Genomic DNA, 18,517 nt, shown 5'->3' with positions numbered 1-18,517 from the left:
TGGGCACCAGTCTTCGATAAATATAAGCAAAGAGCCGCTGTTTCAGCGGCTTTTTTGTTTTTCAGTTCAAAATCAAAAATAGTCGACCCACAAAAAAGCCCCGGGCACCATGCAATGCCCAGGGCGATACCATGAAGCCGAAAAGAGTTCGGCGTTTCGGCTTCAGATCGGCAGTGCGACCAGGTCATGCCCTTCGGCAGCCACAATGCGAGCCCGAGTGAACTCACCCACTTTCAGTGTCTTGCTGATCTTCTCGGGCGGCAACAGACGCACCACACCATCAATCTCGGGCGCGTCCGCATAACTGCGCCCCACCCCACCACGGCGCCCCATGGCCGGAGCAGAATCCACCAACACCTGCATGGTGGCCCCGACACGGCGCTGTAGGCGCTGGATCGATACCTCCTCAGCCACCGCCATGAACCGAGCACGACGCTCCTCCCTCACTTCAGGCGGCAACATCCCCGGGATATCGTTGGCTGCAGCACCCTCAACCGGGCTGTACGCAAAGCAACCAGCGCGATCAATCTGAGCTTCGCGAACAAAATCGAGCAGGTGCTGAAACTCTTCTTCCGTCTCGCCAGGAAAGCCAGCAATGAAAGTGCTGCGGATCACCAACTCCGGACAGATCTCGCGCCAACGCTGAATGCGCTCCAGGTTTTTTTCGCCACTGGCCGGACGCTTCATTCGCCTCAACACCTCCGGATGGCTGTGCTGGAACGGCACATCCAGATACGGCAACACCCGACCTGCCGCCATCAAAGGCAGGATCTCATCCACGCTGGGATAGGGATAGACATAGTGAAGACGAACCCAGGCGCCGTGCGGCTCAGCCAACTCACTCAAGGCCTGCACCAGCTCCAGCATGCGGGTCTTGACCGGCTTGCCATCCCAGAACCCAGTGCGGTACTTGACATCAACACCATAGGCAGACGTGTCTTGGCTGATCACCAGGAGTTCTTTCACCCCCCCCTCGAAAAGGGCGCGAGCCTCTTTCAACACATCACCGACAGGGCGCGAAACCAGATCGCCACGCATGGACGGAATGATGCAGAAAGTGCAACGGTGATTGCAGCCTTCGCTGATCTTCAAATACGCATAGTGACGCGGGGTCAGCTTGATGCCTGCCTCCCCAAAGGCATTGGGCACCAGATCAATGAAAGGATCGTGGGGTTTGGGCAGATGCTGATGCACTGCATCCATCACCTCCTGAGTGGCGTGAGGCCCCGTGACCGCCAGCACGCTCGGGTGCATTTGGCGCACCAGATTCTCCCCACCCTGAGCCTGCTTGGCCCCCAAGCAACCCGTGACGATCACCTTGCCGTTCTCAGCCAAAGCCTCGCCAATTGTGTCGAGACTCTCCTTGACGGCGTCATCGATGAATCCACAGGTATTGACGATGACGATATCGGCACCCTCAAAGGTTTTGGAGGTCTGATAACCCTCTGCACTGAGCTGGGTCAGGATCAATTCGGAGTCGGTCAACGCCTTGGGACACCCAAGACTGACGAACCCAACACGGGGGACTGGCTGGGCCGAACCGGCGGGAGAGGGGGGAACAAGAACTTCACTCATCGGCGTATTGTCCCAGTTCTTGCCGACAACAGGCCAGGGCCAGCGCAATACCCGCCACCCAGGCCTCGAAAAAACTCAGCGCTTCAGACCAAAAGCCCCCAGCATCTGCTCGGTCTGCTTCTGCATCTGCTCCTGCATCTGAGTGAGCAGAGATTTGGACTGCTCGGTGTACCCACCCATCATGCTCTGCAGCACGGGCGACTGCATGCTCATGAATTGCGCCCACATCTCCGGCGAAATACTCTTGGATTGAGCCGTCAACTGGGTCTGCATGTCAGAGAAGGCCTGGATGTTCTTTTCGATGTAAGAACCCATGAAGCCCTGCATGGCATGCCCATAGAAACGGATGATGCTGGACAACACCGCCTCCGTGAACATGGGGGCGCCACCCGCCTCCTCCTCGAGGATGATCTGCAAAAGGATGCTTCGCGTCAGATCATCATTCGTCTTCGCATCGCGAACCACAAACGATTCGCTGTCCATCACCAACTGACGCACCTCAGCCAAAGTGATGTAGGTGGAGGTGTCGGTATCGTACAGGCGCCGATTCGGGTACTTCTTGATGATCCGCTGAGACGGTTTGGCGGCTGCTTTCTTGCTTTGCACGTATGAGGCTCCTCGATCCTGGACAGACCGAAATATCGATGGGATCGTCACATTCTAGGGAGCACACCCGAGGCGACAGCCAAGGTTTACCCTGACCGTCTATTGTCAACCCGAACGCCACGAACAAAGACAATCTTTCCCGACCCAATGCTGCAGCACCGCCACAGCGCAACGCAGCGAGAATGCAGATCAAATCGAAAGCAGAAAAAGAAAAAGCCACCCATTGGGTGGCTTTTCAAGTTTGGAAGCTCTTGGGCTTCCGGGTCAGTTTACCGATGTTGCGAAGTCTGGTTATCTTCGCTCGGATAAACTGGTAGGCGCGATTGGACTCGAACCAACGACCCCCACCATGTCAAGGTGGTGCTCTAACCAGCTGAGCTACGCGCCTGTCTGTATTCGAGAATGTAGAGTATACAGCTGAAATTTCCTGTTTTTAGAAAAAACACAAAAAAGTTGAAATTCCCGCTTCAACTCAACGGCGCTTGGCCCACCTCACTCCTGGGACTGAAGCCACCAGCGACAACACCTTGCTCAGGCGCGCCGAATCCGAGACCTCCACCGTAAAAGTCATCCAGGCTGTTCCTTTGACGGACTGCGTCTGCACACCAATCACATTGGTCTTCTCGCGGGCGAAGACTTCTGAAATGTCGCGCAGCAACCCTTGTCGATCGGCCGCCTCGACGGCCACATCGACCGGATACCGAGCCAGGTCCTCGCCCTTGGCCCGCCCCCACTCCACCTCAATGACCCGCTCAGAACTGCGTGCAGCCATTTCACGGAAGTTGCTGCAATCAAGCCGATGCACACTGACGCCCTTGCCCCGGGTCACAAAGCCACCGATGGCATCCGGTGGTGCGGGCTTGCAGCACTTGGCCAGTTGGGTCATCAATGAATCAATCCCCACCACCAGCACACCGCCCTTGGGGGCCTTTTCAACGTTGCGCGATTTCTTCAGCAGCAGGTAATCATCGGGCTCCAGCACCGGTTCAGGCGGGCGCAGCAGGTTCTCGATGTTGCGCAGCGAGAACTCATCCTTGCCCACCACCTCGAACAAGGCATCGGCTGACTTGAACCCCAACTGCGACGCCAGGTCGACCAATTTGATCGCCGTCTTGCCTTCGCGCTGCAGCAGCTTCTCGACGGCTTCGCGCCCTCGGGCGATGGTCTCATGCGTGATCTGAGCGTTGAACCAGGCCCGCACCTTGGCGCGGGCGCGGTTGCTGTTCAAGAAGCCGAGTTCGGCATTCAACCAATCCCGCGACGGCCCGCCCTCCTTGGCAGCCACGATCTCAACCGTCTGACCGTTTTGCAACGAGGTGTTCAAGGGCACCATGGCGCCGTCGATGCGGGCGCCGCGACACCGGTGCCCCACGTCGGTGTGCACCGCGTAGGCAAAATCGACCGGCGTGCCCCCCTGGGGCAGCTCGACGATGGCGGCATTGGGTGTCAGCACATAGATGCGATCTTCAAACAGCCCACCACTGGGCTGGGTGCCCGACAGGTCGCGCTCCCAGGCCAGCAACTGCCGCAGCACGGCGATCTTGGCGTCGTACTCGCTGCTGGCCGACACCCCGGCATAGCCCTTGGTTCCGGCTTCTTTATAGGCCCAGTGAGCGGCCACGCCGTGCTCTGCGTGGTCGTGCATGGCCTGGGTTCGGATCTGGATCTCGATCGCCTTGCCAGCCTCATCGCGCACCACCGTGTGCAGGGACTGATAGCCGTTGGGCTTGGGCTTGGCGATGTAGTCATCAAACTCGGCATCAACGGGCGTGAAGCGGTCATGCACCCAGCCCAGCACGGTGTAGCAGTCCTTGATCGAGGACACGATCACACGCAGCGCCCGCAGATCGAACACCTGCTCGAACCCCAGGCCCTTGCCACGCATCTTCTTGACGATGCTATAGATGTGCTTGGGGCGACCCTGCACACTGGCCCGGATGCCCTGGGTCTGCAGCTCCGACTCGAGACTCAGGCGCAACGCGGCCATCGATGCCTCGCGCTCGGCACGCTTTTCATCCAGAAGGCGCGCCACCTCCCGGTAGGTATCGGGCTCGATGAACCGAAAGGCCAGGTCTTCCAGCTCCCACTTGATCTGCCAGATGCCCAGCCGGTTGGCCAGCGGGGCAAAAACGTGCAGCGACTCTCGGGCCAGGCTGGGCGGAATCGGCTGTTTCGAGGCAGCGTAGTACCGCAACGTCTGCAGGCGTGAGGCCAGGCGCAGCAGGACCACACGAAGATCCCGCGAGAAGGCGAGCAGCATCTTGCGCACGTTCTCATGCTGCACAGCAGGATCATCCAGCAGTTGCTGCGCCGCACGGGCCTGCTGCTGGATGCGGATCAACTGGGTGGTTTCAACGGCCAGCGTGGCGAACTGGTCACCAAACACCTTGCTCAGCACCTCCTGCGGCTTGTTCAGGTGCTCACAGGTGTAGACAAGGTAAGTGGCGGCCTGCATGGCCTCCGAGCCGCCGATCATGCGCAGGATGGCCGCCTCGGCGTCGGCATGAGCGAGGGTGCTCTCGCCCGAGACCAGCACCTGATCAACCAGAAAAGGTTCTGCAAACGCGCGGGCCCGGGCCAGGATGTCGGCCTGCCCCTGCAAATCTCGGGCGGTCGCTGCAATCAGCGGCGCCACCGGCTCAGAACGATAAGGCGAGCCCACAGGCTCCACCGGCGGAGGGGTCATCAGAATCAGGAAAGCGGTGCTTCAGCAGCAAAAATGAAGGCGACGAGCGTATCACGCTGATCCTCTGCAATCAGCGTCGGCGCGTGCCCGATGCCCGGTAGCTCCACCACCCGCGCACGGGGCCCGCGCTCGCCCATGGCCTGGGCGGTCATCGGTGACAGCAGATCGGACTGAGCCCCACGCAGCAACAGCGTCTGGGCCTGGATCTGGTCATACAGCTGCCACAGTGCCGCCTCGCCGCGCTGCGCGTCTTCTTCCTGCAAGGCGCGAAAGGGCACGGCAATTGCCGGGTCGTAGTGCAAACCCAGGCCACCGCCTGGCAACTCACGCAGCATGGGACGGGTCAGCGCGAGCCATTGTTCGGGCGTGTGGGGCCCGAAACCCGAGGAAATCAACCAAAGCGCCGCAGCCGCCTGCTTTTCATCGGCAAACTGCACGGGCTGCCCCAGGTACGCGCCGATGCGTTGCAAGGCACTCCATTGGATCACCGGCCCCACATCATTGAGCACCAGACGACGCACAGGCTGCGGCAGGGGCAAGCCAGGCTGCCCTGCCAAAACCATGCCGATCAGGCCGCCCATGCTGGTGCCGACCCAGTCCAGGATCGCGATCGGTGCCTGCTGCTGCAACTGCGCCAGCAAGGCCATCATGTCCGCCGCGTACTGCGGGATCTGGTAATGGGCCGGGTTGCTCAGCCGATCGCTGTGGCCACGGCCGACCACGTCAGGGCAGATCACCCGCACAGGGTGCCCGGCGCGGGCCACCAAATCCTGTGCCAGCACATCGAAGTCGCGCCCCTGTCTCGAAAGACCATGCACGCAAACAATCACGTGCGCGGCCTGTGCATCACCCCAAGCCCAATAGGCCATGCGGTGCCCGCCATCGGCGTCCGGACAGCTTACGTAGTTCAGCGTAGGATCATTCATGGTGCCTTCCAGGGCCAGTTCTCGGCTCGATAATCTTTGTTCACTGCATCCTAATTGATCTGGAGATTCCTCATGTTGAATGGCAAGACAGCTCTTGTGACCGGCTCCACCAGCGGCATCGGTCTGGGCATCGCGAAGGCGCTGGCCCGCCAGGGCGCCAACCTGATCCTGAATGGTTTTGGCGACGCCTCGGCGCCTCAGGCCGAAGTGGCAGAAGCCGGCAAAGCCCATGGCGTGCAGGTGGCCTTCCACGGCGCAGACATGAGCAAGCCTGCCGAGATCGCCGACATGATCGAATTCGCGAACACCCGTTTTGGCGGCGTCGACATCCTGGTCAACAACGCGGGCATTCAGCACGTGGCCCGGGTGGAGGATTTTCCCGTCGAGAAGTGGGACGCCATCCTGGCCATCAACCTGTCCAGCGCGTTCCATGCCACCCGCCTGGCCCTGCCCGGCATGAAAACCAAGAACTGGGGCCGCATCATCAACGTCGCCTCGGTGCACGGCCTGGTCGGCTCAGCCGAGAAATCGGCCTACGTGGCCGCCAAACATGGGGTCGTGGGTCTGACCAAGGTCACGGCCCTCGAAAACGCCACCAGCGGCATCACCTGCAATGCCATCTGCCCAGGCTGGGTGCTCACCCCGCTGGTGCAGAAGCAGGTCGATGCCAAGGCGGCCGCCAACCAATGGACCAACGAGCAGGCCACGCGCGCCCTGCTGGGTGAAAAAGAACCCTCGATGCAGTTCACCACGCCCGAGGAATTGGGTGAGCTGGCCGTGTTCTTCTGCTCCCCCGCCGGCAACAACGTGCGCGGCGTGGCCTGGAACATGGACGGCGGCTGGACAGCTCAGTAACCTGCATCAACCACTCCCTGGGATTGCCGGGAATGGCGGGGGCACCCGGGGGGTTGCCCCAGCCCGCATCAAACGCCTCAGTTCATCTGAATCGAACCCGACACGGTGACCGTCACCGTGCTGCGGCCGGCCTCGACCGGCAGGTCGGCCACGGCCATCGGCGAAGCCATCTTCGCCTCGGCCGCCATCAGGCGCGGGCGCGGCGAATACCCGCCATCGGATGAGCTCACATTCACTTCGCGCAATGAATAGCCGGCAAAGCCGAACTGCCGGGTCAGGTCGGCCGCGCGCACCTTGAAGCTCTGAATCGCGCGGCTCTGGGCTTCGGCCTCCAGTTGCTGGCGCTGCTCGCGGCTGAGCGAGAAATTCAGCTGGGTCACGTTCAAGCCCGCGATCCGGGAAGCTGCCGCAGTGAGGGCAGGAATGTCACGCCCCTCCAGAATCACTTCAGCGGAGCCTTGCCAGCCATTGATCTTGCCCTCGCGCCCATAACGCGGAAAAACAGAAAAAGCGCCGCTGCGCACTTCGACCTGGCCCGGCCTGGCCTGCTTTCGGGCCTCGTTCATGGCCGGCTCCAATACAGTTCGCAGCTGGGCCTGCACCTGCGCGGCGTCAGCACCCTCACGCACCACGCCCAGCGTCAGGCTCAGCCAATCCTGCACCACCTCCACCGAGCCCGAACTCTGCAGCTGCACCACGTTTTGAGGAGCGGCCATCGACAGGGTCTGGGCCTGCGCCCCCCATCCGCCCAAGGCCCACACCCCACCAGCCAAGACCAGACCTCGCAGAATAGAAGATTGAGACACGTGAAAACTCCTGATCATTGAAACACCAGGAAACCAGGGTAAACACCACTGATATCGGGCGAATCACGGCCAAAACGGCCTGAAAGAACCAATTTCCAACAAGACGAACGTCAAGTGCTGAACATCATGTAGGACACCGGCGGCTAGCTAACGAAAGCGCTGTAACAGTATGTGATATCGATCCCAAAACGCTGGCCTTTTGGTTGTTACAAGTCTCAAAATCGCACTTGTTACAAATCAGGTCAAAGCCATGAACACTTCCAATACCCGCACAGACAAGATTCTGGTCGTCGATGACGATGCCCGCATCCGCGATTTGCTCAGGCGCTACCTGAGCCAAGAAGGCTTTGAAGTCATGGTGGCCGAAGATGGCAAGGCGCTCAACCGCATCCTGCTGCGCGAATCGGTGGACCTCATCGTGCTCGACCTGATGATGCCCGGTGAAGACGGTCTGTCCATCTGCCGCCGCCTGCGTGCGGCCAACGACCGCACCCCCATCATCATGCTCACCGCCAAGGGCGAGGATGTGGACCGCATCGTGGGCCTGGAGGTGGGTGCCGACGACTACCTGGGCAAACCCTTCAACCCGCGTGAACTGCTGGCCCGCATCCATGCGGTACTGCGCCGCCGGCCACCGCAAGAGGCCCCTGGCGCGCCCTCGGGCGACAACGAACAGGTCACCTTTGGTCCTTTCACCTTCGATCTGGGCACCCGGGCCTTGCACCGCAACGGTGAGGAACTGCCCCTGACCACGGGTGAGTTCGCCATGTTGAAGGCGCTGGTCCGCCATCCACGCCAACCCCTGTCACGCGAAAAGCTGGCGCTGCTGGCGCGGGGCCGCGAATTCGAGCCCTTTGATCGCAGCCTTGACGTGCAGGTGTCGCGTCTTCGCAAACTGATCGAAGTGGATGCGGCCGCGCCGCGGTATATTCAAACCGTGTGGGGAGTCGGTTACGTGTTTGTGCCGGACGGTGGCAACTGAGCTGCCCCAGGTCAATCGACGGCGCCCATGGCGCCGTTTTTTCATGGTGCCGCCAAGCAGAACGACCGAGTCCAAGAAGACCCCGACGTGAGAAAAAAGAAAACCCATGTGCCGATGAATCAGGTTGATGCCACCAGTCCGGCACCCCTGGAGATGACCCAGCAAGCGCGCGGTGCGCGTGCTCGGGTCAGCCTGAATCTGTTCTGGCGCACCTTTTTCCTGCTGGCCATCCTGCTGATCGGCAGCATTCTGGCCTGGCTGCAAACCCTGCGAGCACTTGAGCTTGAACCCCGGGCCCTGCACACAGCCCAGCAAATCGCCTCGCTGGTCAACCTCAGCCGTGCCGCCCTGCTGCATGCCGACGGCATCGCACGGCTGTCCCTGATCAAGACCATGGCCGATCAGGAGGGCCTGCGCATCCTGCCGCGCGAGCCCAACGACCAGTTCGAAATGTTCGAAGCCGACAACGCCCTGGGCCAGCGGGTCACCGCTGAGGTCATCGAGCGCCTGGGCCCGGGTACCGTGGTCGCGCAGCGCGTCAACCACGAACCCGGCCTGTGGGTGGGCTTCGAGATCAATGGCGATTCCAATTGGCTGTTGATGGACCGTGCCCGCTTCAGCCCGGCCAGCGGCCGAACCTGGCTGATCTGGATGATCACGGCCGCCGTGCTGTCCCTGGCAGGTGCTGCCGCCATTGCCCGACTGATCAACAAACCCTTGCAGCAGTTGTCATTTGCGGCCAACCGGGTGCGTGACGGTGACTTTGACGCCAGCCACCTGGACGAACAGGTGGCCACCAGCGAGATCCGCGAGGTCAACATCGGCTTCAACCGCATGGCCGAAAAGTTGGCCAAGGTGGAGCAGGACCGAGCCATCATGCTGGCCGGCATCTCCCACGACCTGCGCACCCCCCTGGCTCGCCTGCGCCTGGAAACCGAAATGAGCGTTGCCGATACCGATGCACGCAACCACATGGTGGCCGACATCGTGCAGCTCGACGCCATCATCGACAAGTTCCTCGATTACGCCCGCCCCGATCACGTGGAGCTCAAGACGGTGCGGCTGGCCGATGTGGTCGACTCCTGCCTGTACGGGGTGCAGGACGACCCTGAGCTGAAGATCCATGTCTCGCTGCAGGACGACCCCCATGTGCTGGCCGACGAAGTTGAGCTGGCCCGAGTACTGTCCAACCTGATCGAGAACGCCCGCCGCTACGGCAAGACGCCCGGCACCGCCGTGTCGGTGATCGAAATCGCGGCCCGTGCACGCGAGGAATGGGTTCTGCTCAAGGTCCGCGACCATGGCCCTGGCGTGCCCCCGGACATCCTGGCCGACCTGGTCAAACCCTTTTTCCGGGGTGATTCGGCCCGTACCCACGCCACCGGCGCCGGGCTGGGCCTGTCCATCGTCAACAAGACCATCCAGCGCATGGGGGGCATGTTTGTGCTGGCCAACAGCAGCAGCGGCGGCCTGGCGGCCCACATCAAGCTGCAGCGGGCCTGAACCCAGGTGGCATGAGTCGCCTGGGGCCCAGGGGGCAGATTCAGGCCAGCAGCAGCACCACCGCCCGCGCTTCCATGCTCAGGCCCTGGCCCACTGGCCCCAGTTTCTCGGCCGTCTTGGCCTTCACGTTGACCTGCGACACCTCCAGGCCCAGCACCGCGGCAATCCGCTCGCACATGGCCGGGATGTGAGGCATCAGCTTGGGCGCTTGCGCGATCACTGTGCTGTCGATGTTGTTGATGCACCAGCCCTGTGCCTGCACGCGCCGCGCCGCCTCGGCGAGCAAAACCGTCGAATCAGCGCCTTTGAACCGAGCATCGGTGTCCGGAAAATGCCGCCCGATGTCCCCCAGGCCGGCCGCGCCCAACAAGGCATCGGTGATGGCATGCAAGAGCACATCGGCGTCGGAGTGGCCCAGCAAGCCCAAGGTGTGCGGCACCTCCACCCCCCCCAGAATCAGCTTGCGCCCGGGCACCAGCGCATGCACATCCCAGCCCTCGCCCACACGCAGCTTCATGGTGTCACCCCCAGCGCCGCCTGGCGGGCCTGCAACACGGCCGCGGCCAGCGCAAAGTCATCGGGGTAGGTGACCTTGAAATTGACCCCGGCCGCCGGCACCAGCAAAGGCGAAAAGCCCAGGGCCTCGACCGCCGCGGCCTCATCGGTCACGGCCAGCCCGCTGGCGCCCAGCGCCTGTTGCAACAGGCCCAGGCGGAACATCTGTGGCGTCTGGGCCAGCCATTTGTCCTGCCGGTCCAGGGTGCGGGCCACCCGTCCCGCGGCGCCACTTTTGAGCGTGTCGGCCAGCGGCTGGGCCAGCAATCCGCCCACCGGGTCGCTCCAGCAGGCATCAATCAGTGCGCGGACCTGGGTGGGAGTGATCAGGCAACGCGCCGCGTCATGCACCAGCACCCAGTCGTCGCCCACCGCGCCCAGGGTGCTGAGCACCCCCAGGCCGTTCAAAACGCTCTCGGCGCGCGAGGCCCCGCCGCAATCGGCCACATGGCAGCCCTCGGCCAGGCCGGCCTGCTCCAGGGTGCTGTCGCCCGGTGCCACCACCACCAGCACACCGGCCAGTCCTGGGGTGGCCGCAAAAGCCCCCAGGGTGTGGGCCACCAGAGGCTGCCCGGCCAGCGGCTCGTATTGTTTGGGGCCGGTCGAGCCCGCCCGCGAACCTGAGCCCGCGCACGGGACGAGCACCCAGCAGCGCGGCGAGGCGGAGGACGAAGCTGGGGATGAAGCCAGAACTGAAGGGGGGTTTTGAGGTGTGAGATCGGTCATAGCAAGTCACCCATTCTAAAATCCCCGGATGCACACCCCCCGTCATTGGTCACGGGGGGTGTTTGCCATTGCTGGACGCCATGGAACTGCCCAAACTCTCGCCCGGAAAACGTTTCGCCCTGCCCCGCCCCGTGGGTTCTGCCGATGCCTTGTTGCTGGCCCGCCTGGGCTTGCGCGAAAAAGCCGCCGGCCGGCCTACGGCCATCGTCACGGCAGACGCCAGCGATGCCCAGCGCCTGATCGACGAGATTGCCTTCTTCGCCCCAGGCCTGCGGTGTGCGCTGTTTCCCGACTGGGAAACCCTGCCCTACGACACCTTCTCGCCCCACCAGGACCTGATCTCCGAGCGCCTGGCCACCCTGTGGCGCATTCAGCAGCGCGACAAGGAAACCGGGGCCGACGTGGTCATCGTGCCCGCCACCACTGCGCTGTACCGGCTGGCACCGCCCTCGTTCCTGGCAGGCTATACCTTCCACTTCAAGGTCAAGCAAAAGCTCGACGAGGCCAAGCTCAAAGGCCAGCTCACCCTGGCCGGCTACAGCCACGTCACGCAGGTGGTCAGCCCTGGCGAGTACGCCGTGCGCGGCGGCCTGATCGACCTCTTTCCCATGGGCTCGGCCATGCCCTTCCGGGTGGACCTGTTCGATGACGAGATCGACTCCATCCGAACCTTCGACCCCGACAGCCAACGCAGCCTGTACCCCGTGCCCGAGGTGCGTCTGCTGCCCGGGCGCGAGTTCCCCATGGACGACGCGGCCCGCGCCAAGTTCCGCAGCCGCTGGCGTGAACTGCTGGAGGGCGACCCCACCAAGAGCCGGGTCTACAAGGACATGGGCAACGGCGTGGCCACAGCCGGCATTGAGTACTACCTGCCGCTGTTCTTCGACGACACGGCCACCGTGTTCGACTACCTGGGCACGGACGCCACGGTGGTACTGCATGGCGAGCTGGAGCCCGCCTTCCAGCGCTTCTGGCAAGACACCAAGGACCGCTTCCGCCTGATCCAGGGCGATCCTGACCGCCCCGCCCTGCCACCCGAGGCCCTGTTCCTGAGCATCGAGCAGTTCTACGGCCGGGCCAACGAGCACGCCCAGCTTTCCATCCGGCCCGCAAGCCCAGACCAGGTCGACGTCGACGACAGCGCCAATGTGCAGAAGCTGGGCGACCTGTCAGTGCTGCGCGGCACCGAAGACCCGCTGGCCCGCCTCAAGGCCCATCTGGCCAACCCGGGCACCCAACGCGTGCTGCTGCTGGCCGAGAGCGATGGCCGGCGTGAAAGCCTGCTCGACTTCCTGCGTGCGGGCGGCGTCAACCCGCCGGCCTTCGACTCACTGGCCGAGTTCGAGGCCGAGACCACCGAAGCCCTGGGCATCGCCACCGCGGCCCTCACCGTGGGCTTTCGCTGGCTGGCCCCCGGCATCGACTTCGTCACCGAGACCGAGCTGTTTGCCGCTGGTGCCACCACCCGTCGGCGCAAAAAGCAAGAGCAGGTCAGCGACGTTGAAGCCCTCATCAAGGACCTGGCCGAGCTCAACGTGGGCGACCCGGTGGTGCACGCCCAGCACGGCATCGGGCGCTACCGCGGCCTGGTCAACATGGATCTGGGCCAGGGCAAGAACCCCGATGGCACACCGGCCATGCAAGAGTTCCTGCACCTGGAGTACGCCGACAAGGCCGTGCTGTATGTGCCGGTCAGCCAGTTGCAGCAGATCAGCCGCTACACCGGCGTCAGTGCCGACGAGGCCCCGCTGCACAAGCTCGGCAGTGGCCAGTGGGACAAGGCCAAGCGCCGAGCCGCTGAACAGGTGCGCGATGCGGCGGCTGAACTGCTCAATATCTATGCCCGCCGCGCGGCCCGCGAAGGTCATGCCTTCCGCTACTCGCCGCAGGACTACGAGGTGTTTGCCAACGACTTCGGCTTCGAAGAAACCGCTGACCAGCGCGCCGCCATCCATGCCGTGATCCAGGACATGATCAGCCCCCGCCCCATGGACCGACTGGTCTGCGGCGACGTGGGCTTTGGCAAGACCGAGGTGGCCCTGCGGGCCGCCTTCGTGGCCGTGACCGGCGGACGCCAGGTGGCGTTTCTGGCCCCCACCACCCTGCTGGCCGAGCAGCACTACCAGACCCTGGTGGACCGCTTTGCCAAATGGCCTGTGAAGATCGCAGAGATGAGCCGCTTCCGCTCGGCCAAAGAGATCAGCGCGGCCGCCAAGGGCATTGCCGAAGGCACGGTCGACATCGTGGTCGGCACCCATAAGTTGCTCAGCGAAAGCGTCAAGTTCAAGAACCTGGGCCTGCTGATCATCGACGAGGAACACCGCTTCGGCGTGCGCCACAAAGAGGCCATGAAGGCCCTGCGTGCCGAGGTGGACGTGCTCACCCTCACCGCCACCCCGATTCCGCGCACCCTGGGCATGGCCCTGGAAGGCCTGCGCGACCTCAGCGTGATCGCCACGGCACCCCAGCGCCGCCTGGCCATCAAGACCTTTGTGCGCAACGAAGGCACCGGTGTCATCCGCGAGGCCGTGCTGCGCGAGCTCAAGCGGGGCGGCCAGGTCTACTTTCTGCACAACGAGGTCGAGACCATCGAGAACCGGCGCCAGAAGCTCGAAGAGATCCTGCCCGAGGCCCGCATCGCCATCGCCCATGGCCAGATGCCCGAACGCGAGCTGGAGCGCGTGATGCGCGACTTCGTGGCCCAGCGCTTCAACCTGCTGCTGTGCTCCACCATCATCGAGACCGGCATCGACGTGCCCAGCGCCAACACCATCGTCATGAGCCGGGCCGACAAGTTCGGCCTGGCCCAGTTGCACCAGTTGCGCGGTCGCGTGGGCCGCAGCCACCACCAAGCCTATGCCTACCTGATGGTGCCCGACATCGAGGGCCTGACCAAGCACGCCGCCCAGCGCCTGGAGGCCATCCAGGCCATGGAAGAACTGGGCAGCGGCTTCTACCTGGCCATGCACGACCTGGAGATCCGCGGCGCCGGCGAAGTGCTGGGCGAAAACCAGAGCGGCAACATGCTCGAAGTGGGCTTTCAGCTCTACAACGAGATGCTGTCCGAGGCCGTGCGCAGCCTGAAGGCCGGCAAAGAGCCAGACCTGCTGGCCCCGCTGTCGGTCACCACCGACATCAACCTGCACGCCCCGGCCCTGCTGCCCGACGACTATTGCGGCGATGTGCACCTGCGCCTGTCCTTCTACAAGAAGCTGGCCACGGCCCGCACACCGGATCAGATCGACACCTTGCTCGAAGAGATCGTCGACCGCTTCGGCAAACTGCCGGCCCAGGCCCAAACCCTGATCGACGTGCATCGCTTGCGCGTGCTGAGCGCGCCCTACGGCGTGGTCAAGGTCGATGCCGCCCCTGGCGTCATCACCATCACCTTCAAGTCCAACCCGCCGATCGACCCGATGCGCATCATCGAGCTGATCCAGAAGCACCGCCACATCAAACTGGCGGGCAACGAGAAGCTGCGCATCGAGCGCGAGGTCAAAGAGCCCAAGGACCGTGCCCAGGCTGTGCGTGACATCCTGCGCCAGTTGGGCCAACCCCTGGCCGTGGCCTGATCCATCGGGCCTGCCATGGACACTGCCCTGCCCTGGCTGCTGGACCTGGAGACCGGTCTGCTCGCCGCCGCCCTGCTGCTGGCCCTGTGGCTGCGCCCCTGGCGCCTGATGGCCGGCAGCGCCCTGCTGTCGCCCGTGCTGGGCTGCCTGGTGCTGCTGCCGGGCCTGTGGGCCCTGCCCTCGCTGCACGCCATGCCGTTGCAACTGCAGTGGTCAGGGGCGTGCCTGGCCTTGCTGATGCTCGGCTGGCCGCTGGCCGTGCCGGTGCTCACCGGTGTGGCCCTGCTGGCGGGCCTGCTGGCCGGCCTTACCCCATCGGCCATGATCGACATGGCGTTCTGGCAGGGCGTGCTGCCCGCCACCCTGGCCCTGCTGCTGGGGGCCGCCATCCGGCGCTGGATCGGGCCCCACCTCTTCGTCTACACCCTGGGCCGGGCCTTTCTGGGCACCGTGCTATGCAACTTCGCGGCCACCGTGCTGGGCCAGTGGCTGGGTCACGAACTGCCCGGTGTCGGCGGCGACCTGTCGATCATTGCCCACTGGCTCATGGCCTGGGCCGACGGTTTCATGACCGGCATGCTGGCCGCCATCTTCGTGGCCTTCCGCCCGCAATGGCTCGCCACCTGGTCGGATGGGCTGTACCTCAAACAACCCTGAAATGCCTGCCGCCCCGCACAGGCAAAATCACACTTCATTTCGCAGATCACACCAACTCAGCATGGCACCCATGAGCACCCAAGAATTCGCCCCCGGCCTTGTGATCCAGGGCTTCACGCCCCCGTTCGACCTCAGCAGCTACAAGCTGATTGCCTTCGACATGGACTCCACCCTGATCAACATCGAGTGCGTGGATGAGATTGCCGATGCCGCCGGCCGCAAGACCGAAGTGGCGGCCATCACCGAGGCCGCCATGCGCGGCGAGATCACCGACTACAAAGAGAGCCTGCGCCAGCGCGTGGCCCTGCTCAAAGGCGTGACCGAGGCACACATGCTTCAGGTGTACGAGCAACGGCTGCAACTCAACCCAGGCGCTGCCGAGCTGGTGGCGGCCTGCAAGGCGGCCGGCCTCAAGGTGTTGCTGGTCAGCGGCGGCTTCACCTTCTTCACCGACCGCATCCGGGCCCGCCTGGGCATCGACTTTGCGCGCTCCAACGTGCTGGAGGTGCAGGACGGCGTGCTGACGGGCCGCATGGTCGACCAACCCTGGGGCGACATCTGTGACGGTGCCGAAAAGCGCCGCACCCTGCTCGAGGTCAGCACCTTGATGGGCATCCCCGCCAGCCAGACCATCGCGATGGGCGACGGCGCCAACGACCTGCCCATGATGGCGGTGGCCGGCCTGTCGGTGGCCTACCACGCCAAGCCCCGCGTGCGCGCCGAAGCCATGGTGGCCATCAACCAGGGCGGGCTTGACCGCCTGCTGGAGCTCAGCCGCCGGGGCTGAACCCGGGTGACAGTGGGGTTGGGGCACTGCCGCCAGAATGGCGCGATGCCCGCCAAGCCCCCTCCGCCCCCCACCCAACCCGGTCCTTCGCTGCCTGGCCAGCAACGCCAGCGCTGGGTGATGCTGCTCACCCTGTGCCTGGGATTCACGCTCAGCCAGGCTTACCGCACGGTAGCCGCCATGATGGCCGCGCCGCTGCAGGCCGATTTTCAGCTGTCGACCAGCCAACTGGGCCTGTTTGCGGGCCTCTTTCACTTTGCCTTCGGGGCGCTGCAGATCTTCATGGGCATCAGCATCGACCTGTACGGCATCCGCCGCACGATCCTGCTGGCCATGCCGCTCACCGTGCTGGGATCCATCGTCTCGGCACTGGCCCCCGGCCTGGGCACGCTGCTGCTGGGTCAAGCCCTGATCGGGGCAGGCTGCGCACCGGCTTTTCTGGTGTGCACGGTGTACATTGCGCGCCGCTTCCCGATCGAGCGCTTTGCGGCGGTCTCCGGGCTGGTGATGGGCCTGGGCGGACTGGGCCTGCTGATCACGGGCACGCCCCTGGCCTGGCTGATCGAGATCAGTTCGTGGCGCGCTGGCTTCACGGTGCTGGGCGTGGCCACCGCCCTGGCCTGGTGTTGCGCCTGGGTGGGGGTGCGTGAGCCTGGGCAACCCTCAGGCACGCCAGCCGAATCGGTGCCGCAGGCCCTGCGCAGTGCGGCGCGCTTGCTCGCCCTGCCCCACACCTGGGGCATCCTGGCGCTGGCCTCCGTCACCTACGCCTCCTTCATCAGCCTGCGCGGTCTGTGGCTGGGCCCCATGCTGTTGCAACGCCACGGCTTCAGCCTGGTGCAGTGCGGCAACGTGGCGCTGGCCGTGTCCGTGGTGGGCCTGTTCGGGCCACCCTTGTTCGGGCGCCTGCAACTGGAGGGGGCGCAACGCCGGCGCTGGATCGTCGGCTTCAGTACCGTGCTGGCGCTGTTGTTCGGCCTGCTGGCCTGGTCGCCGCTGGCCTGGGTGAGCGTGCTGGCCAGCCTGGTGATCGGCTTTGGCAGCGGCTTCATCATTCTGCAGTACGCCGATGTTCGTGCGTCCTACCCGCCCGAACTCACGGGGCGGGCCCTGGCGGTCTACACGATGGCCATGTTCCTGGGGATCGCCCTCATGCAGTGGGTGACCGGCGCTGTGGCCGCCTGGGCACAGTCGCACCAGATCGAAACCTTTGTGGCCGTCAACAACACGATCATGGGCATGTTGCTGCTCGGCACCGCGGCCTTTCGCGGCTTGCCAGCCGCCCACGCAGTGCGCTGAGAGAGGCAGCGCTCAGGTGGTGCGATCTCAGGCAGGGCGATGCTGGTGCGCCCAGCGCACGATGTCGGCAGCCCCCATGGCACCGGGCTGGCGGGCGACCTCGCGCCCCCCGACAAACAGGGCCAAGGTCGGGATGCTGCGGATCTGATAGCGCTGGCCCAGGGCCGGCACCGCCTCGGTGTTGACCTTGGCCAGGCGAAAGTGCGGCTCCAGCTGCTGTGCGGCCTGCTCGAAGGCGGGCGCCATCATGCGGCAGGGGCCACACCAGGGTGCCCAGAAGTCAACCAGCACCGGCACCTGACTGCGTCCGATGTGTCGCTCAAACAAGGCCACATCGTCCAGTGCCAGCGAATGACCACCGAACAGGGGCTGCTTGCACTGCCCACAGTCAGGTGACTGCCCCATTTGAGCCATCTGCACGCGGTTGGTGGTGTGGCAATGGGGGCAGACGACATGCAGCGCCGTCGCCGCAGCAGCAGTGGGGCTCATGCCGGGGCTCCGGGCTCGCGGCTGGCCGACTGCGGGCCCAAATACCCCAGAGGGCCCAAGCGGCCCAGAAGTTGGCGCGTGGCCACCTCGGCCTCCACGGCCTGCGCCAGCGGTGCACGACACAGGCCGGCTTCGCCGTAGTGCAGGTTTTCGTACAGCAGGCTCAAGGCCGGGCTTTGGCGCAGCAAGGCCTGCAGGCCTTCCTGGGTTTCAGCCCGATCACTCAGATCGTGCAGCATCTGTGTGGCGCGCTGCGCCAGCAGCCGATATTGCAACGGATCTGCGGCTTTGGGGGAGATGTCGAGCCGGTCCAGCATTTGTGCCAGGACGGCCAGCGGAGTGAAGTCGGTTCGGATCGTGTTCATGTCTTGGCAATTGGGGATGGGTCGGCCCTTTGCAAGAGGGCTTTCTGGCGTACCCGCGCCGCCTCGGATGACCCTGGCAGCAACCCGGTGGAAGGGCGCCCCTACACTGGATCCACCCGGCAGCCAGG

At 64.2% G+C, this 18,517-nt stretch carries 17 protein-coding genes and 1 tRNA gene; 7 read left to right on the top strand and 11 right to left on the bottom strand.

What is annotated here, in order from left to right:
• The 6 genes from AC3WUT_RS06755 to AC3WUT_RS06730 form a co-directional block, all read right to left on the bottom strand.
• Nucleotides 1-188: hypothetical protein (locus AC3WUT_RS06755; RefSeq protein WP_492346311.1), on the bottom strand; the 188-nt coding region annotated here is incomplete at its 3' end.
• A complete protein-coding gene (rimO, locus tag AC3WUT_RS06750; protein ID WP_492346310.1) occupies nt 163-1,575 on the bottom strand; it encodes a 30S ribosomal protein S12 methylthiotransferase RimO in 1,413 nt (470 codons plus the stop codon). The genes rimO and AC3WUT_RS06755, both read right to left, overlap by 26 nt.
• A gap of 75 nt (nt 1,576-1,650) precedes the next feature.
• Nucleotides 1,651-2,181 (bottom strand): polyhydroxyalkanoate synthesis repressor PhaR, encoded by a 531-nt coding sequence (phaR, locus tag AC3WUT_RS06745; RefSeq protein ID WP_492346309.1) that lies wholly within the window; start codon nt 2,179-2,181, stop codon nt 1,651-1,653.
• A gap of 311 nt (nt 2,182-2,492) precedes the next feature.
• Nucleotides 2,493-2,569, bottom strand: a tRNA-Val gene (locus tag AC3WUT_RS06740).
• Between the two features lie 84 nt (nt 2,570-2,653).
• Complete coding sequence (locus AC3WUT_RS06735; protein ID WP_492346308.1) at nt 2,654-4,867, bottom strand: RelA/SpoT family protein; 2,214 nt, start codon at nt 4,865-4,867, stop codon at nt 2,654-2,656.
• 5 nt (nt 4,868-4,872) lie between these two features.
• A complete protein-coding gene (locus AC3WUT_RS06730; RefSeq protein ID WP_492346307.1) occupies nt 4,873-5,793 on the bottom strand; it encodes an alpha/beta fold hydrolase in 921 nt (306 codons plus the stop codon).
• 72 nt (nt 5,794-5,865) lie between these two features.
• Between AC3WUT_RS06730 and AC3WUT_RS06725 the strand changes: the two genes are divergently transcribed.
• Nucleotides 5,866-6,648: a 3-hydroxybutyrate dehydrogenase gene (locus AC3WUT_RS06725; protein ID WP_492346306.1), complete on the top strand. Its 783-nt coding sequence runs from the start codon at nt 5,866-5,868 to the stop codon at nt 6,646-6,648.
• 77 nt (nt 6,649-6,725) lie between these two features.
• Here AC3WUT_RS06725 and AC3WUT_RS06720 read toward each other — a convergent pair whose 3' ends face one another.
• Nucleotides 6,726-7,439 (bottom strand): SIMPL domain-containing protein, encoded by a 714-nt coding sequence (locus tag AC3WUT_RS06720; protein ID WP_492346662.1) that lies wholly within the window; start codon nt 7,437-7,439, stop codon nt 6,726-6,728.
• 265 nt (nt 7,440-7,704) lie between these two features.
• Here AC3WUT_RS06720 and ompR point away from each other — a divergent pair, with 265 nt between their 5' ends.
• Together ompR and AC3WUT_RS06710 are read left to right on the top strand one after the other, a co-directional pair.
• Complete coding sequence (gene ompR / locus AC3WUT_RS06715; protein WP_492346305.1) at nt 7,705-8,436, top strand: osmolarity response regulator transcription factor OmpR; 732 nt, start codon at nt 7,705-7,707, stop codon at nt 8,434-8,436.
• Nucleotides 8,437-8,550: 114 nt separating this feature from the next.
• Complete coding sequence (locus tag AC3WUT_RS06710) at nt 8,551-9,939, top strand: ATP-binding protein (protein ID WP_492346661.1); 1,389 nt, start codon at nt 8,551-8,553, stop codon at nt 9,937-9,939.
• Between the two features lie 40 nt (nt 9,940-9,979).
• Here AC3WUT_RS06710 and ispF read toward each other — a convergent pair whose 3' ends face one another.
• Together ispF and ispD are read right to left on the bottom strand one after the other, a co-directional pair.
• A complete protein-coding gene (ispF, locus tag AC3WUT_RS06705) occupies nt 9,980-10,456 on the bottom strand; it encodes a 2-C-methyl-D-erythritol 2,4-cyclodiphosphate synthase (RefSeq protein WP_492346304.1) in 477 nt (158 codons plus the stop codon).
• Nucleotides 10,453-11,139: a 2-C-methyl-D-erythritol 4-phosphate cytidylyltransferase gene (gene ispD, locus AC3WUT_RS06700; protein ID WP_492346303.1), complete on the bottom strand. Its 687-nt coding sequence runs from the start codon at nt 11,137-11,139 to the stop codon at nt 10,453-10,455. The genes ispF and ispD overlap by 4 nt, the downstream gene beginning before the upstream one ends.
• Nucleotides 11,140-11,300: 161 nt before the next feature.
• Here ispD and mfd point away from each other — a divergent pair, with 161 nt between their 5' ends.
• From mfd to AC3WUT_RS06680, 4 genes are all read left to right on the top strand, one after another.
• Nucleotides 11,301-14,792, top strand: a complete 3,492-nt coding sequence (gene mfd, locus AC3WUT_RS06695; RefSeq protein WP_492346302.1) for a transcription-repair coupling factor — start codon at nt 11,301-11,303, stop codon at nt 14,790-14,792.
• A gap of 15 nt (nt 14,793-14,807) precedes the next feature.
• Nucleotides 14,808-15,449 carry a hypothetical protein gene (locus AC3WUT_RS06690; RefSeq protein ID WP_492346301.1) on the top strand — a complete coding sequence of 214 codons (642 nt, stop codon included), beginning with the start codon at nt 14,808-14,810 and terminating at the stop codon, nt 15,447-15,449.
• Between the two features lie 70 nt (nt 15,450-15,519).
• Complete coding sequence (serB, locus tag AC3WUT_RS06685) at nt 15,520-16,236, top strand: phosphoserine phosphatase SerB (RefSeq protein ID WP_492346300.1); 717 nt, start codon at nt 15,520-15,522, stop codon at nt 16,234-16,236.
• Between the two features lie 45 nt (nt 16,237-16,281).
• Complete coding sequence (locus AC3WUT_RS06680; RefSeq protein ID WP_492346299.1) at nt 16,282-17,535, top strand: MFS transporter; 1,254 nt, start codon at nt 16,282-16,284, stop codon at nt 17,533-17,535.
• A gap of 27 nt (nt 17,536-17,562) precedes the next feature.
• Here AC3WUT_RS06680 and trxC read toward each other — a convergent pair whose 3' ends face one another.
• Both trxC and AC3WUT_RS06670 read right to left on the bottom strand, forming a co-directional pair.
• The gene (gene trxC / locus AC3WUT_RS06675) at nt 17,563-18,024 is read right to left on the bottom strand and encodes a thioredoxin TrxC (RefSeq protein ID WP_492346298.1); all 462 of its coding nucleotides are present in this window, start codon (nt 18,022-18,024) and stop codon (nt 17,563-17,565) included.
• Nucleotides 18,021-18,389 (bottom strand): hypothetical protein, encoded by a 369-nt coding sequence (locus AC3WUT_RS06670; RefSeq protein ID WP_492346297.1) that lies wholly within the window; start codon nt 18,387-18,389, stop codon nt 18,021-18,023. Before AC3WUT_RS06670 ends, trxC begins: the two co-directional genes overlap by 4 nt.
• Nucleotides 18,390-18,517: the final 128 nt, after the last annotated feature.

This window comes from Curvibacter sp. EU05-FHT14A10 (assembly GCF_058791075.1).
This window is presented reverse-complemented; position numbering and strand designations above follow the sequence as displayed.

What these genes read in the sequence shown, in the direction of transcription:
- rimO (WP_492346310.1), bottom strand. Translation starts at nt 1,575, where the DNA reads ATGAGTGAAGTTCTTGTTCCCCCCTCTCCCGCCGGTTCGGCCCAGCCA.
- AC3WUT_RS06735 (WP_492346308.1), bottom strand. Translation starts at nt 4,867, where the DNA reads ATGACCCCTCCGCCGGTGGAGCCTGTGGGCTCGCCTTATCGTTCTGAG.
- AC3WUT_RS06730 (WP_492346307.1), bottom strand. Translation starts at nt 5,793, where the DNA reads ATGAATGATCCTACGCTGAACTACGTAAGCTGTCCGGACGCCGATGGC.
- AC3WUT_RS06725 (WP_492346306.1), top strand. Translation starts at nt 5,866, where the DNA reads ATGTTGAATGGCAAGACAGCTCTTGTGACCGGCTCCACCAGCGGCATC.
- ompR (WP_492346305.1), top strand. Translation starts at nt 7,705, where the DNA reads ATGAACACTTCCAATACCCGCACAGACAAGATTCTGGTCGTCGATGAC.
- AC3WUT_RS06710 (WP_492346661.1), top strand. Translation starts at nt 8,551, where the DNA reads ATGAATCAGGTTGATGCCACCAGTCCGGCACCCCTGGAGATGACCCAG.
- ispF (WP_492346304.1), bottom strand. Translation starts at nt 10,456, where the DNA reads ATGAAGCTGCGTGTGGGCGAGGGCTGGGATGTGCATGCGCTGGTGCCC.
- mfd (WP_492346302.1), top strand. Translation starts at nt 11,301, where the DNA reads ATGGAACTGCCCAAACTCTCGCCCGGAAAACGTTTCGCCCTGCCCCGC.
- AC3WUT_RS06690 (WP_492346301.1), top strand. Translation starts at nt 14,808, where the DNA reads ATGGACACTGCCCTGCCCTGGCTGCTGGACCTGGAGACCGGTCTGCTC.
- serB (WP_492346300.1), top strand. Translation starts at nt 15,520, where the DNA reads ATGAGCACCCAAGAATTCGCCCCCGGCCTTGTGATCCAGGGCTTCACG.
- AC3WUT_RS06680 (WP_492346299.1), top strand. Translation starts at nt 16,282, where the DNA reads ATGCCCGCCAAGCCCCCTCCGCCCCCCACCCAACCCGGTCCTTCGCTG.
- trxC (WP_492346298.1), bottom strand. Translation starts at nt 18,024, where the DNA reads ATGAGCCCCACTGCTGCTGCGGCGACGGCGCTGCATGTCGTCTGCCCC.
- AC3WUT_RS06670 (WP_492346297.1), bottom strand. Translation starts at nt 18,389, where the DNA reads ATGAACACGATCCGAACCGACTTCACTCCGCTGGCCGTCCTGGCACAA.